This window comes from Halorubrum halophilum, assembly GCF_000739595.1.
In the GTDB taxonomy this organism is placed as follows: domain Archaea; phylum Halobacteriota; class Halobacteria; order Halobacteriales; family Haloferacaceae; genus Halorubrum; species Halorubrum halophilum.
The window spans coordinates 14,378-27,941 of the sequence record NZ_BBJP01000027.1; the positions used below are offsets into that span (position 1 = coordinate 14,378).

Genomic DNA, 13,564 nt, shown 5'->3' on the forward strand with positions numbered 1-13,564 from the left:
ACACCGACGCGGAGCCCTCGAACGGAAATCCTTATCAGATTCTCCGAAAAACCGTCGCGTATGGCTGGTCGGTACGGCGATCTAGACTACCCCAAAATCACCAAGCGCGGCGTCCTGTTCGGGCTCGGACTGTTCCTGATCGGCGCCGTCGGCGAGGCGTACATCCACGCAACGGGCGCGCAGGTGCCCGGCTGGGAGGAGCGGCTCCTCCTCGATCTGGAGTTCCTCGGAACCGCAATCGCGCTCGTCACCCCGTTCGTCTTCGGGATCTTCCTCCCGCTCACGGAGTAAGAGAGTCGGCACCAAATTCACCGCGTGCGAGGAAATATCAGGAAGAACGCGGTTCCTAATCCGATACCCATTCCGATTGAGCGATGAATCTCAATTGGGCCACCGAACAGTACTTGTTGAACGAAGAGTGAGCTTCCGACTCCAACAACAAATCCGAAGAGCCCCATTTGCCGAGAAGACCAACGAGAGCTAGTCATATTGACTGACAATTAATACTCGGTGATACATCTTTGCTGTTTGAAACACACCACTTTATTTATACTTTTAGCGAGCAGCTGCTTCACATCGTATTCCGTCTGAGATGCGGTCTCAACAGGTCTCACGACCGTTCTTTTAGACATTGCCGCTCTGAGTCGTCCGCGAACTGACCCGCCCTCCGACCGACCGCTCCTCACCACGGAGCCCGAGTCCCGATCGATTAAAGTTCGCTTGTGCTAATCAGCCGCTAGTGGTTGTCATCGACCGGGCGGGAGACGGCCGCGATCGACCGCCCCAGAAACCCGACCGAGCCCCTCACCGATCGGGGCGCCGAATTGGTGGTACGGCGTGACCGATGTCACTCTCGCGGTCGTCGCAGGAACGACCGCGACCGCCGCGATCGACGGGATCAGCGCCGCAGGCGCGGACCCGGAACTGCGGGAACACACCCCGAGCGCCGACCTCGAGATCGTCGCCGACGGGCGACCCGCACCCGATTCGGCGGTCCCGGTCAGCCCCTCCGGCTGTCCGACCCCGGCCGTCGTCACCCGCGCCGTGCGCGAGCTCGTCGGGTTCGAGTTCGTCGGCATCGACGCCGGGCTCGCGGTCCCGACGGCGCCGACGGAAGCACCGGTCTTCGAGGCGGGCGCCGCGCCCGGCGGGGACGTGCGTGACCCGGAACCCGTCCCGGACGCGGCGGTGATTTTCGAACGGGGGCGCGGGTTGGTGCCTGAAGTGGTAGAGAGCCAAACGGACGCGTCCGACGGCTCCGAGGCCGACCCCGAACTCCTCGTCGCCGAGACGATCCCCGGCGGCACGACGACCGCGCTCGGCGTCCTCACCGCTCTCGGCGAGCGCCCGGCCGTCTCATCGTCGCTGCCGGCGAACCCCCTCGCGACCAAGCGCGCGGTCGTCGAGGAGGGGTTGGCCGAAAGCGGGATCGCCGCCGGCGACGCGGCCGGCGACCCGCTCGACGCGCTCCGGCTGACGGGCGACCCCGTGCTCGCCGCGGCCGCCGGCCTCGTCGTCGGCGCGGTCGAACGCGACATTCCGGTCACGCTCGCGGGCGGGACCCAGCTGGCGGCGGTCGCCGCGCTCGCGCGACACGCTGGCGTCGAGCGCCGGCTCCCGCTCGCGACGACCTCGTTCGTCGCCGACGACCCCTCCGCCGACGTGGGCGCGCTCGCGGACGACCTCGACCTGCAACTGGCCGCGACCGACCCGGCGTTCGGCGAGAGCGACCACCCGGCGATGGCGGCGTACGCCCGCGGCGAGGCGAAGGAGGGTGTCGGGATGGGCGGGGCGCTGGCCCTCTCCGAGCGCGCCGGCGTCCCCGCGAGCGACGTGCGCGACCGCGTGGCCGCGTTCACCGACCGCGTACTGGCCGAGCGGGAGGCGGGGAGCGCGACGGGAGGCGATCCCCGATGAGGGGGCTCGTCCTCGGCGGCACTGCCTCCGGCGTCGGCAAGACGGTCGCGACGCTCGCCGCGATCCGCGCGCTGGAGGGCGCGGGGCACGCGGTCCAGCCGGCGAAGGCCGGCCCCGACTTCATCGACCCCAGCCACCACGAGCGCGTGGCCGGACGCCCCTCGCGCACGCTCGACCTGTGGCTGCAGGGGGAGGACGGCCTCCGCCGGAACTACGCCCGCGGCGAGGGCGACGTCTGCGTCATCGAGGGCGTGATGGGGTTATACGACGGCGACGGGTCGAGCACGGCCGCGGTCGCCGAGGCGCTCGACCTCCCGGTCGTCCTCGTGGTCGACGCGAGCGCGGGCATGGAGAGCGTCGCGGCGACCGCGCTCGGCTTCCGGACCTACGCTGACCGGATCGGCCGCGACGTCGACGTGGTCGGCGTGATCGCCCAGCGCGCGCACGGCGGGCGCCACGCCGACGGGATCCGCGAGGCGCTCCCGGACGACCTCGCGTACCTCGGCCGGATTCCGCCGAACGACGACCTCGAAGTGCCGGACCGCCACCTCGGGCTCCACATGGGCGACGAGTCGCCCCTGCCCGACGACGCGCTCGACGCGGCCGCGGAGGAGTTGCGGGTCGATCGACTCGTCGACATCGCCCGGGAGCCGGCGGGCGAGGCGAACGGGGCGGAGGCGGATCCCGCGGACGAGGTCGCTCGCGCCGAGGCCGACCGCCCCCGCGTCGCGGTCGCCCGCGACGACGCCTTCCGGTTCGCGTATCCGGCGACGATCGAGCGATTACGCGAGCGGGCGACGGTCGAGACGTTCTCGCCGGTCGCGGGCGACCCCCTCCCCCCCTGCGACGGCGTCTACCTCCCCGGGGGCTACCCGGAGCTCCACGCCGCGGCGCTCGCGGAGAGCCCGGCGCTCGGCGAGGTCGCGAGCGCGGCCGCCGAGGGGACCCCCGTGCTCGGCGAGTGCGGCGGGCTGATGGCGCTCGCCGAGTCGCTGACGACCGTCGAGGGCGAGACGCACGCGATGGCGGGCGTCCTCCCGGCCGACGTGCGCATGCGCGACCGGTATCAGGCGCTCGACCACGTCGAGCTGCGGGCGACGCGGGACGCGCCGACGGCCTCGGCCGGAGAGACTCTGCGGGGCCACGAGTTCCACTACTCCGAGGCCGACGCCGCGGGCGACGCCCGGTTCGCCTTCGACGTGGAGCGGGGGACCGGGATCGACGGGGAGCACGACGGCCTAATCGAACACCGAACGCTCGGAACGTACGCCCACGTCCACCCGGAAAGCGGGGCGTTCGACGCGTTCCTCGACGGGCTGTGACCGCGATGGTAATCGTTTCACTCCTCACCGCCGCGCTCGCCCCCCTCGGCGCGCTGGCGATCGCGGTCGCGCTCGACCTCGCGCTCGCGGAGCCGCCGGCCCGGGTCCACCCCGTCGCGCTGTTCGGCTCGGTCGCGGGCCGGTTCGACCGGTCGTGGTCGCGCCCCCGACTTGTGGGCGTCGCGGTCGCGGTCGCGCTCCCGATCGGCGCCGCGGCGGTCGCGGTCGGGGTCGTCGCGGTCGCGGCTTTGGTCGACCCCTTCCTCGCTGTCCCCGTCGCCGGCGCGATCCTCTTCGCGACCGTCAGCCTCCGGATGCTGCTGGCGACGACCGCCGAGGTCGTCTCGCTGACCGAGACCGACCCGGACGCGGCTCGGGAATCGATCCGAGCGCTCGCGGGTCGGGACGCGACTGACCTTTCCCCGGCCGACCTCCGGAGCGCGGCCGTCGAGAGCGCGGCTGAGAACCTCGCGGACGGGTTCGTCGCGCCGCTGGGGGGATTCGCCCTCGGGGCGGCGCTCGGGGTCACGGTCGGCCCGACGGTCGGGGTCGTGGCCGGCCCGACGCTCGGGCTCCCGAACGGGGGGTCCAGAGCCACCCTCCCGCTCGCCGCGGGAGTCGCCGGCGCGGTCTGGGTGAAGGCGGTCAACACGCTCGACTCGATGCTCGGCTACCGCTCGAAGCCGGTCGGCTGGGCGAGCGCGCGACTCGACGACGCCGTCATGTTCCTCCCGGCCCGCGCGGCCGCGGGCTGTCTGGCGCTCGCGGCCGGATCGGTCGGGTCGCTCCGAAAAGGGGCCTCGTGGGCCGAGGAGCCGGCGTCGCCGAACTCCGGGTGGCCGATGGCGACCGCCGCGGCCGCGCTCGACGTGCGACTGGAGAAACACGGTCACTACGTCCTCAACCCGAACGCGAGCCCGCCGAGCGTCGCCGACGCGGAGCGAGCGGTCCGGCTCGTCGGCGTCGCCGGCGGGGTCGCAGTCGCGGTCGCGGCGGGATGGCTGGCGACGGTCGGGTGGCTCCTCTCCCCGGCGGGGGTGGTCGGATGGTCCTGACCGCGCTCCGGGGGGCGGTCGGCTTCCTCACCCGGATCCCGGTCGGCCGCGACGAGGCGGCGTGGGCGGCGTTCGCGCGCTCGCCGTGGACCTTTCCGGTGGTCGGATACTTCGTCGGCGCGCTCGTCGCCGCTCCGCTTCTGCTCGTCTCCCCGCCGGCGTCGGTCCCCGCCCCCACGGTCGCGTTCGCGTTCGTCCTCGCCGTCTACGCCGTCACCGGGATCGGCCATCTCGACGGCGTGGCCGACCTCGGCGACGCGGCGGTCGTCCACGGCGACCGCGAGGAGCGCCGACGAGTGTTGAAGGACTCGGAGCTCGGCGTCGGCGGAACGGTCGCGCTCGCGCTGGTCCTGTTCGGGCTGGCGACGGCCGCGCTCGCGCTGGTCGAGATCGGGACGACTGCCGGAACGGGGGGAACTCCCCTCGCCGCGCTCGGAATCGTCGTCGCCGCCGAGGTCGGAGCGAAGGCCGCGACCGCGACGCTCGTCTGCGTCGGCGACGCGCCCCACGAGGGGCTCGGGTCCGCGGTGACGGGCGAATCGTCGCCTCGGGCGATCCTTCCGGTCCTCGCGCTGGCGGCGCCCGCCGCGCTGCTCGCGTGGCCACGGCTCCTGCCGGGTCTCGCGGCCCTCCTTGCCACGCTGGCGACGGCGGCGCTCGTCGCGCGGTGGTCCCGCCGGCGACTCGGTGGCGTCTCGGGCGACGCGCTCGGCGCGACCACCGAGATCGCGCGGGTCGCCGCGCTGCACGCGGGGGTGATCGCGTGGACGCGCTTCTGATGTGCGGCGGCCACGGCACCCGCCTCGGCGGCGAGACGGAGAAGCCGCTCCGCGAGGTCGCGGGGCGGCCGATGGTCGACCGCGTCCTCGACGCGCTCGCCGAGAGCCGGATCGAGGCGACCCACGCGGTCGTCTCTCCGCACGCGACGCGGACGCGAGACCATCTCGCCGACCGATCGACCGATTCCCCGTCGCTGTCGGTCGTCGACGCCCCCGGAAACGGCTACGTCGCCGACCTGCGGTACGCGATGGAAACGGTTGGCGCGGATGGCGCGGACGGCGCGGACGGCGCGGACGGCGCGGGCGGCGGCCCCCTCCTGACCGTCGCCGCCGACCTCCCGCTTTTAAACGGCGCGGCGGTGAACGCGGTCCTCGACGCGGCCCGCGCCGCCGACGGCGACGCGCTCACCGTCTGCGTGCCCGCGGCCCGGAAGCGCGAGCTGGGCGTCAGCGCGGACGCGACGACCGAGATCGGCGGCCGCGAGGTCGTTCCGGCCGGGATCAACGTCGTGGGCGGCGGGGCGGGTGACGGAGGCGAAGACGGCGCAACCGATGACAGCGACGCCGGCGCGGTCCACCTAACCGACGACGCCCGACTCGCCGTCAACGTCAACTACCCGTCGGACGTGCGAGTCGCAGAGCGACTGCTGGAACGCGACTCCGGACGCCACCACACAGACCGATGAACCTCGACACCGCGCTCGGCCTCGACCGCGAACCGCACGGCAGCAGCGACGATCCCGACCTGCTGGACTTCTCCGCGAACACCAATCCCGAGGTCCCGCCGGGCGTCGAGGCGGTCTACCGCGAGGCGTTCAACGACGCGCGGTCCTACCCGACAGAGCCGCCCGCGGCGTTCCGCGAGGCCGCCGCCGAGTACGTCGACTGCGACCTGGAGGCAGTCGTGCCGACGCCGGGCGGGCTCGCCGCCATCAGGGCCGCGGTCGCGCTCGCGGTCGACCGGGGAGACACCGCGCTGCTCCCGGCGCCGAGCTTCGGCGAGTACGCCCGCGAGGTGCGACTGCAGGGCGGCGAGCCCGCTTTCGTCGCGCCCGACGCGGTCCTCGACGCCGACCCGGCAGGCCACGCGCTCGCGGTCGTCTGCGCCCCGAACAACCCCACGGGGACCGACTACGAGCGCGCGGATCTGGAGCGGTTCGCGGCGCGGTGCCGCGCGGCCGACACGCCCCTGCTCGTCGACGAGGCGTTCCGCGGGTTCACCGACCGCCCCTCGCTCGCTGGAGCCGAAGGGGTCGTCGTCGCTCGATCGCTGACGAAGCTGTTCGGGCTTCCCGGGATCCGAGCGGGGTTCGCGGTCGCGACGGGGGAGTTCGGCGCGGCGCTAGAGAACGCCCGCCGACCGTGGAACGTGAGCGTCCCGGCGCTTTCGACCGGCGTGCACTGCATGCGGCAGGAGGGGTTTATAAATGACACCCGCGATCGCGTCCGCGCGGAGCGCTCGCGGATGGCCGCGGCGCTCGCGGAGCGCTACGACGTGACTCCCTCGGAGGCTCCGTTCCTGCTGCTCGACGTGGGGAAGGAGGAGGGCGGGCGCTCGGTCGACCGGGTCGTGGCTGACGCCCGCGACCGCGGCGTCGCGGTTCGGGACGCGACCACGTTCCGCGGGCTCGACTCGCACGTCCGGGTGGCGGTGCGTCGGCCCGCCGAGAACGACCGCCTGCTCGCGGCGCTGGGCGTCGGCGACGGAGCGACGACTGCAGGGACGAACGACGCGGGAGCGACCGACCCGGGAGGCGAAGATGTTTGACGCCACGGTGCGCGAGGGCGTCCTCCGCCTGCACAGACCCGAGACGCGCTGGCTCTCCACCGGCTGGAACGGTGGCCGATCGCTGGCCGACGCCGGCTTCAACGTCTCGGTTCCGGAGGGGTTCGACCGGACCGACCTCGGCGCGTACCGCGACGAGCGTCTGGCGCAGGCGGGGTTTAAAAGCGAGAGCGACGCGGGACGCGACGGCGACCCGCCGACCCTGTTCACCGGCGTCTCGATGGAACACGCCCGCGGTGCGTGTCTCGGACCGGTCGTCGCGTACGCGACCGTCGGGCTGTCGAACCCGGCGATGTTGCCGATGGATCCGGGAGGTGCGGCGGACGATGCGAGCGATCTCAAGTACAACGCCGAGGCGGCGACCGAGGAGCCGCCCCGCCGACCCGGCACGGTCAACCTGATCCTTGGGACGACTCGACGACTCGCGGACGGCGCGGCGGCGAACCTCGTCGCGGTCGCGGCCGAGGCGAAGGCGACGACGCTGCTCGCGACGGCGGGCGTGCCGGGGACGACGAGCGACGCGGTCGTCGTCGGCGACGACCCGACTGGGGAGCCGGCGGCGTTCTCGGGCAGCGCCACCCCGGTCGGCGCGGCGGCCCGCGTCTGCGTCCGGGACGCGGTCCGCGCGAGCCTGCGATCGCGGTACCCGGACGGCGACGTTCCCGGTCCGGCGGCCGACGCCGAGCACGGCGTCGTCGCCGACGACCGGGCGGAGGTATTTAAACCATGACACACGACGAAATCGACGAAACCGACGAAGCGACAGACGGCGACAGCTCGCCCCGCACTCCCGGCGGCGGCGCCGCCCCCGAACCGGAGCCGATCGAACCGGCCGCACCCGAGGAGTTCGGCCTCGTGCAGGCGTGGTGGGGCGACGGCAAGGGGAAGACCACGGCGGCGATGGGGATGGGCTTCCGGGCCGCGGGGCACGGCTACCGCGTCCACATGCTCCAGTTCATGAAGGGCGGCGCCGACAGCGTCGAGGGCGTCAGAGGGGAGTACAACGCGATCGCCGCCATGCCGGGGTTCTCTTACGAGAACGCCGGCCACTACGGCTGGCACGGCCTCCTCGACGGCTCCGCGGACGACGAGCACGAGGCGAAGGCGAGCGCGGCGTTCGAGCGCGCGGAGGAGCTCGTCGCGGGCGCCGCGGACGCCGACCTGACCGAGCCCCTCCCGCTCGACGGCGACCCCGTCGACGGCGTCCACATGCTAATCTTAGACGAGGTGCTGTACGCCGTCGACCGCGGACTCGTCGATCCCGAGGACGTCGTCGCGCTCGCGGAGTCGAAACCCGAGAATCTCGAACTCGTCCTCACCGGGAGCCACGCCGAGCCCGACTACCTCGACGGCGTGGCCGACCTGATCACGAACGTCCGCAAGGTGGCGCACCCGTTCGACGCGGGCCACCGCGCCCGGCGGGGGACGGAGTACTGAGCCCGTGAGCGAGACGGGGGGCCTCGGAGAGACGGGAGACACCGGCGAGACGGCGGACACCGTCCTGATCGCCGGGACCGCGAGCCACGCCGGCAAGAGCACGCTCGCGGCCGGGCTCTGTCGACTCCTCGCGCGCCGGGGCGTCTCGGTCGCGCCGTTTAAGGCCCAGAACATGAGCAACAACGCCCGCGTCGCGCTCACACCCGAGGGCGAGTGGGGCGAGATCGGCGTCTCCCAGCACGTGCAGGCGCGGGCCGCCCGCGTCCCGGCGACGACCGACATGAACCCCGTCCTGCTCAAGCCCCGGGGCGACGGCGAGAGCCAACTGGTGATCGACGGTGAGGCCGTCGGTCACTTCGCGGCCGGCGAGTACTACGAGTCGCACTGGGAGCGGGCGCGGGACGCTGCGGTCGCGGCCCACCGCCGGCTGGCGGCCGATCACGACGTGATCGTCGCGGAGGGAGCCGGGAGCATCGCCGAGATCAACCTCCACGACCGCGACCTCGCGAACGTCGAGTGCGCCCGCTTCGCCGACGCCGAGATCCTGATCGCGGTCGACATCGAGCGCGGCGGCGCCTTCGCGAGCCTCTACGGGACCCTCGAACTCCTCCCCGACGACGTGCGCGAGCACGTCGCCGGCGCGGTGATCACGAAGTTCCGCGGCGACCCCGCCCTCCTGGAGCCCGGTATCGAGGAGATCGAGGAGCGGACGGGCGTCCCGATCGTCGGCGTCGTGCCCCACGACGACCCCGGCCTCCCGGCGGAAGACAGCCTCTCGCTGCCGGACGCGGGAGACGCCGGTGGCGGGGGCAGAGAGGGCGGCGGAGCCGCCCTCGGCTCGGACGACGGCGTCCCCGACGCGGAGGCGGTCCGGATCGCGGTCCCCCGCCTCCCACGCATCTCGAACTTCACCGATCTGGAACCGCTCGCGCGCGAACCGGGCGTTCGAGTGGCGTACGTCCCGCTCGATTCGTCTCTCGACGACTTCCTCTCCGACGCCGACGCGGTCGTGCTTCCCGGCTCGAAGAACACGGTCGACGACCTGCTCGCGCTACGGGAAGGCGGACTCGACGAGGCGATCCGGCGCTTCGAGGGACCGATCGTCGGGATCTGCGGCGGCTATCAGCTCCTCGGCGAGCGGATCACGGGCGCCGACGTCGAGGGGACCGGCTCGGAGTCGACGGTCGAGGGCGTCGGGGTGCTCCCGGTCGAGACCCACTTCTCGCGGGACAAGCGCGTCGAGCGCGTGACTCGGACCGTCGACGGCGCCGGCCCGCTGGCGGGGGCGGTCGGGACCGCGACCGGCTACGAGATCCACATGGGACGGTCGTCGCCGACCGGGGAGACCGCCCGGCCGCTGGGGCCGGAGAGCGCGGCGACCGACCGGGCGCTGGGGACCTACCTCCACGGGCTCTTCGAGAACGAGGGGGTCCGCGACGCTTTCGTGGCCACCGTCTTCGAGGCGGCCGGTACGTCGCGGCCTCCGGGACTGTCGCGGTCGGCTGGGGGCGTAGACAACGGTCGGTCCCCCTACGACCGCGCCGCCGACCTCGTCGCCGAGAACGTCGACCTCGGGGGCGCGGGGCTCGGCGACGTGGGCTGACCGCGAGGGCTCGCCGCGGTTTCACGCGAGCCCGGACGAACCGAGCGAGGCCGGTGGGGCCGAAGGGCCGCCGCCCCGCGATTGCCGACCGACTGCAACCCGGCGCCCGGGGCCAGTATCACTCGTGAGATGCGGGAGTTTCCTTTTATATGATGCAAACGGGGAGCCCCGATATGACTACATCGGGAGAGTACGGGCGGGACGACTTCGGGCAGGGCGGCTTGAACGACGGACTCGACGTTGCCGAACTGGTCGACGAGATCGGGCTCGACGCCGAAGAGATCGAGTGGCGAAAGGAGTTCGTCGGATTCGACGAGGAGGACGAGCGACGGCTGAGTCGGTACGAGGAGGCGTTCGCGGAGAACGCCGACCAGATCGCCGAGGACTTCTACGAGAACCTCACCGGCCACGAGCAGACCGTCGAGGTGATCGGGCGGTCGGACAAGGGGCTCGAACAGCTGAAGCGGACGCAGTCGGCGTACCTCGTGACGCTCGCGGAGGGCGAGTACGGCGAGGAGTACTTCGAGGACCGGGCGCGGATCGGCAAGATCCACGACATGCTGGAGATGCCGATGAAACACTATCTCGGGCAGTACGGGGTGTACTACGACCTCATCCTCCCGCTCATCGGCGACCGCCTCGCCGACTCGCTCACCGAGCGGCTGGCCCCCGACGCCGCCGGCGAGGACGTCGACGACGCGACCGCGAGGGCGGTCGAGGAGGAGGTCGACGACGCGATCGAAGACCTGCTCTCCGTCCTGCGGATCGTCAACCTCGACATGCAGGTCGTCACGGACACGTACATCCACTCGTACAGCGAGAAGCTCACGCAGGCCGTCGAGGAGAACGAGCGGCTGATGGCGGAGGTGGAAGACGAGGTGAAAGGTCCGATCGGCGACCTGCGCGAGTCGGCTGACGACGTCGCCGACAGCGCCACAGAGGTCGGCGACGCGGCCGAAGACCAGTCACAGCGGGTCGCCGAGATCTCCTCGGAGGTGGCGAACCTCTCGGCGACGGTCGAGGAGGTGGCGTCGACCGCCGACGAGGTCGATCGGACGAGCAGCCGAGCGGAGACGCTCGCGGAGGACGGGCGGGACGCGGCCGACGACGCCGCGGCGGCCATGGACGACATCGGTGCCGCCGTCGACGAGGTGGCGGACGACGTCGAGGCGCTCCAGGAGCGCGTCGAGGAGATCGACGAGTTCGTCGACGCGATCAACGGGATCGCCGACCAGACGAACCTGCTCGCGTTGAACGCCTCGATCGAGGCGGCGCGCGCGGGCGAGGCCGGCGCCGGATTCGGCGTCGTCGCCGACGAGATCAAATCGCTCGCGGAGGAGTCTCAGCGACACGCGAGCGACATCGAGTCGATGGTCGACGGGATCCGGACCGACACCGAGGACACCGTCGAGAGCCTCGCGGAGACGACCCAACGGGTCGAGGAGGGGAGCGAGCGCGTCGGGGACGCGACGGAGAGTCTCACTGCCATCGCTGAGGCCGTGACGGAGACGGCGGACGGCATCGACGAGGTCGCGGACGTGACCGACGAACAGGCCGCCGCCGCCGAGGAGATCGCCGCCACGATCGACGAGGTGGTCCGGCAGTCGAACCGCATCACCGACGAGATGCAGGACTTGGCGGCCGAGAGCGAACACCAGTCCGAGGCGGTCGAAACGGTGGAGCAGACCGTGCGCCGGTTGGCCGCGAACGACGCGGACGGCGGCGGCTCGGCCGGAGCGTCTCGCACGGACGGCGGACGGGTTACGAGCGGGACCGACGGCGGAAGGGTGGGGACGGACGGCGATCGGTCGGTCCCGGCGGGGCTCCCCGAGGGAACGCCGGCGTTCGTGATCGATCGGCTCTCCGACGAGGAGTTGCGCGCGATCGCGGACGGAGAACTGGAGATGGACGACCTGCTGTGAGTCGTCCGGTCGCCGGCGACGTGCTCGGAGACGAACCCGGCGACGCGGTCCCGCTCGTCCGTGGTGCTGGCCTCCGCGGGATCGGAAGTGACCCCCCCGATCCGAACGGTGGCGAGGACCGCCGGTCGCGCAACCCCTAAGACGCGAGCGCCGCGACTGATCGTATGAAAATCGCGATACTCGGCGGCACGGGCGACATCGGACAGGGGCTCGCGCTCCGGCTCGCGGCCGATACCCCTCACACGATCACCATCGGCTCGCGCGACGCGGAGAAGGCGGAGACCAAGGCCGAGGAGTACACCACTGAACTCGACAGCCGCGGCCTCGACGCCGAGGTGGCGGGCGCCGAGAACGAGGTCGCCGCCGCCGGGGCGAAGGTCGTCGTCCTCGCGGTCCCGCCGTATCACATCGGCGACACCGTCGAGGCGATCGCCGACGCGCTCGACGAGGGCGACGTGCTCGTCTCCCCCGCGACCGGCATGAAACGCGACGACGAGGGGTTCCACTACCACAAGCCCGGCGCCGGCTCGGTGACGCGGATCGCCGCCGACGCCGCGCCCGACGGGGTCGATGTCGTGGGCGCGTTCCACAACCTCGCGGCCGCCCGGCTCGCGAACCTCGACGCCGACCTCGGGATCGACACGCTCGTGATCGGCGACGACGACGACGCGAAATCCACCGTGACGGACCTCGCCGAGGGGATCGAGGGGCTGCGCGCGCTCGACGCTGGCGGCGTCGCCAACGCGCCCGAGATCGAGGCGCTCACGCCGCTCCTGATCAACGTCGCGGAGCACAACGACGGGCTCAACGATCTCGGCATCCAGTTTACATAACCCGAGGGCGGCGGCCGTTCCGTTAGGCCTTTGCGCGACCGGTCCCTCCGGACGATAGATGGAGTACCTGGAGCGCCGGGTCGCGCTGGTCGAGGACCGGCTGGAGGCCGTCATCGACGAGGTCGAACCCGACGAGCTGTCCGAAGAGGTCGGCCACGTCGTCCTCGCCGGCGGCAAGCGGGTCCGCCCCGCCGTGACGATCCTCGCCTGCGAGGCGTTCGACGGCGACCCCGACGCGGCCGTCGACTTCGCGGCCGGGATCGAGTTCGTCCACAACGCGTCGCTCGTGATCGACGATATCATCGACCGCTCCGAGGTGCGCCGCGGCACGCCGTCGGCGTGGGCCGAGTACGGCTACGGCCCGGCGATCATCGCCAGCGACGGGCTCCTCGGCGAGGCGTTCGCGCTCTTCTCCGCCGAGCCCCGCGCGATGCGGACCGTCGCCGAGGCGCTGGTCGAACTCGGCGAGGGCGAGGCCACCGAGTTGGCCGCCCGTCCCACCACCGAGACCGAGTACATGGAGCTCGCCCGCCGGAAGACGGGCGCGCTGTTCCGGGCGGCCGCCGAGCTGGGCGCGATCGCCGGCGGCGCCGACCCCGACGCTGTCGACTCGTTCGGCGAGTACGCCGAGCGCGTCGGCGTCGCCTTCCAGATGCGCGACGACGTGCTCGACGCGACCGCGGACGCCGACGACCTCGGCAAGCCGACCGGGCAGGACGCGGAGATGGACCGCCCCTCGGTCCTGCAGGTCACGTCGCTGTCGCCCGAGGAGATCGACGAACGCGCCCGCGAGCAGTCGGAGCTCGCCCTGGCCGCGCTCGACGACGCCGACCCGCCGGAGACGGAGGCGATCGAGTACCTCCGCGACCTCGCGGAGTTCGTCGTGGTGCGGGAGCGGTAGGAACGCGAG

The 13,564-nt window shown here is 72.4% G+C and carries 14 protein-coding genes; all 14 read left to right on the top strand.

The genetic code is table 11. The annotated features are described in order from the left end of the window. The first annotated feature begins 60 nt into the window (after window positions 1-60). A complete protein-coding gene (locus tag ACP96_RS09435; protein WP_050033122.1) occupies window positions 61-291 on the top strand; it encodes a DUF7860 family protein in 231 nt (76 codons plus the stop codon). Window positions 292-837: 546 nt separating this feature from the next. Then, the gene (locus ACP96_RS09440; protein WP_050033123.1) at window positions 838-1,917 is read left to right on the top strand and encodes a nicotinate-nucleotide--dimethylbenzimidazole phosphoribosyltransferase; all 1,080 of its coding nucleotides are present in this window, start codon (window positions 838-840) and stop codon (window positions 1,915-1,917) included. Further along, on the top strand, window positions 1,914-3,239 hold the full coding sequence (locus tag ACP96_RS09445; protein ID WP_050033124.1) for a cobyrinic acid a,c-diamide synthase: 1,326 nt from the start codon (window positions 1,914-1,916) through the stop codon (window positions 3,237-3,239). The genes ACP96_RS09440 and ACP96_RS09445 overlap by 4 nt, the downstream gene beginning before the upstream one ends. A gap of 5 nt (window positions 3,240-3,244) precedes the next feature. Continuing rightward, window positions 3,245-4,294, top strand: a complete 1,050-nt coding sequence (locus tag ACP96_RS09450) for a CobD/CbiB family cobalamin biosynthesis protein (protein ID WP_050033125.1) — start codon at window positions 3,245-3,247, stop codon at window positions 4,292-4,294. After that, a complete protein-coding gene (gene cobS / locus ACP96_RS09455) occupies window positions 4,285-5,073 on the top strand; it encodes an adenosylcobinamide-GDP ribazoletransferase (RefSeq protein ID WP_050033126.1) in 789 nt (262 codons plus the stop codon). The genes ACP96_RS09450 and cobS overlap by 10 nt, the downstream gene beginning before the upstream one ends. Next, the gene (locus ACP96_RS09460) at window positions 5,073-5,759 is read left to right on the top strand and encodes an NTP transferase domain-containing protein (RefSeq protein ID WP_050033127.1); all 687 of its coding nucleotides are present in this window, start codon (window positions 5,073-5,075) and stop codon (window positions 5,757-5,759) included. The genes cobS and ACP96_RS09460 overlap by 1 nt, the downstream gene beginning before the upstream one ends. Continuing rightward, window positions 5,756-6,841, top strand: coding sequence for an aminotransferase class I/II-fold pyridoxal phosphate-dependent enzyme (locus tag ACP96_RS09465; protein ID WP_050033128.1), 1,086 nt, complete (start codon window positions 5,756-5,758; stop codon window positions 6,839-6,841). Before ACP96_RS09460 ends, ACP96_RS09465 begins: the two co-directional genes overlap by 4 nt. Next, window positions 6,834-7,589, top strand: coding sequence for an adenosylcobinamide amidohydrolase (locus ACP96_RS09470; RefSeq protein WP_050033129.1), 756 nt, complete (start codon window positions 6,834-6,836; stop codon window positions 7,587-7,589). Before ACP96_RS09465 ends, ACP96_RS09470 begins: the two co-directional genes overlap by 8 nt. Further along, window positions 7,586-8,296, top strand: a complete 711-nt coding sequence (locus ACP96_RS09475) for a cob(I)yrinic acid a,c-diamide adenosyltransferase (RefSeq protein ID WP_050033130.1) — start codon at window positions 7,586-7,588, stop codon at window positions 8,294-8,296. The genes ACP96_RS09470 and ACP96_RS09475 overlap by 4 nt, the downstream gene beginning before the upstream one ends. A 4-nt stretch (window positions 8,297-8,300) precedes the next feature. Then, on the top strand, window positions 8,301-9,899 hold the full coding sequence (locus ACP96_RS09480; RefSeq protein WP_050033131.1) for a cobyric acid synthase: 1,599 nt from the start codon (window positions 8,301-8,303) through the stop codon (window positions 9,897-9,899). A gap of 173 nt (window positions 9,900-10,072) precedes the next feature. Continuing rightward, the gene (locus tag ACP96_RS09485) at window positions 10,073-11,821 is read left to right on the top strand and encodes a globin-coupled sensor protein (protein ID WP_237561635.1); all 1,749 of its coding nucleotides are present in this window, start codon (window positions 10,073-10,075) and stop codon (window positions 11,819-11,821) included. Further along, a complete protein-coding gene (locus tag ACP96_RS18645; RefSeq protein ID WP_154020444.1) occupies window positions 11,818-11,961 on the top strand; it encodes a hypothetical protein in 144 nt (47 codons plus the stop codon). The genes ACP96_RS09485 and ACP96_RS18645 overlap by 4 nt, the downstream gene beginning before the upstream one ends. A gap of 24 nt (window positions 11,962-11,985) precedes the next feature. Then, window positions 11,986-12,654: an NADPH-dependent F420 reductase gene (gene npdG, locus ACP96_RS09490; RefSeq protein ID WP_050033132.1), complete on the top strand. Its 669-nt coding sequence runs from the start codon at window positions 11,986-11,988 to the stop codon at window positions 12,652-12,654. Window positions 12,655-12,712: 58 nt separating this feature from the next. Then, the gene (locus tag ACP96_RS09495; RefSeq protein WP_050033133.1) at window positions 12,713-13,555 is read left to right on the top strand and encodes a polyprenyl synthetase family protein; all 843 of its coding nucleotides are present in this window, start codon (window positions 12,713-12,715) and stop codon (window positions 13,553-13,555) included. Window positions 13,556-13,564: the final 9 nt, after the last annotated feature.

Coding starts and splice junctions, on each gene's coding strand:
- ACP96_RS09435 (WP_050033122.1), top strand. CDS start 61: ATGGCTGGTCGGTACGGCGATCTAGACTACCCCAAAATCACCAAGCGC.
- ACP96_RS09445 (WP_050033124.1), top strand. CDS start 1,914: ATGAGGGGGCTCGTCCTCGGCGGCACTGCCTCCGGCGTCGGCAAGACG.
- ACP96_RS09450 (WP_050033125.1), top strand. CDS start 3,245: ATGGTAATCGTTTCACTCCTCACCGCCGCGCTCGCCCCCCTCGGCGCG.
- cobS (WP_050033126.1), top strand. CDS start 4,285: ATGGTCCTGACCGCGCTCCGGGGGGCGGTCGGCTTCCTCACCCGGATC.
- ACP96_RS09460 (WP_050033127.1), top strand. CDS start 5,073: ATGTGCGGCGGCCACGGCACCCGCCTCGGCGGCGAGACGGAGAAGCCG.
- ACP96_RS09465 (WP_050033128.1), top strand. CDS start 5,756: ATGAACCTCGACACCGCGCTCGGCCTCGACCGCGAACCGCACGGCAGC.
- ACP96_RS09470 (WP_050033129.1), top strand. CDS start 6,834: ATGTTTGACGCCACGGTGCGCGAGGGCGTCCTCCGCCTGCACAGACCC.
- ACP96_RS09475 (WP_050033130.1), top strand. CDS start 7,586: ATGACACACGACGAAATCGACGAAACCGACGAAGCGACAGACGGCGAC.
- ACP96_RS09485 (WP_237561635.1), top strand. CDS start 10,073: ATGACTACATCGGGAGAGTACGGGCGGGACGACTTCGGGCAGGGCGGC.
- npdG (WP_050033132.1), top strand. CDS start 11,986: ATGAAAATCGCGATACTCGGCGGCACGGGCGACATCGGACAGGGGCTC.
- ACP96_RS09495 (WP_050033133.1), top strand. CDS start 12,713: ATGGAGTACCTGGAGCGCCGGGTCGCGCTGGTCGAGGACCGGCTGGAG.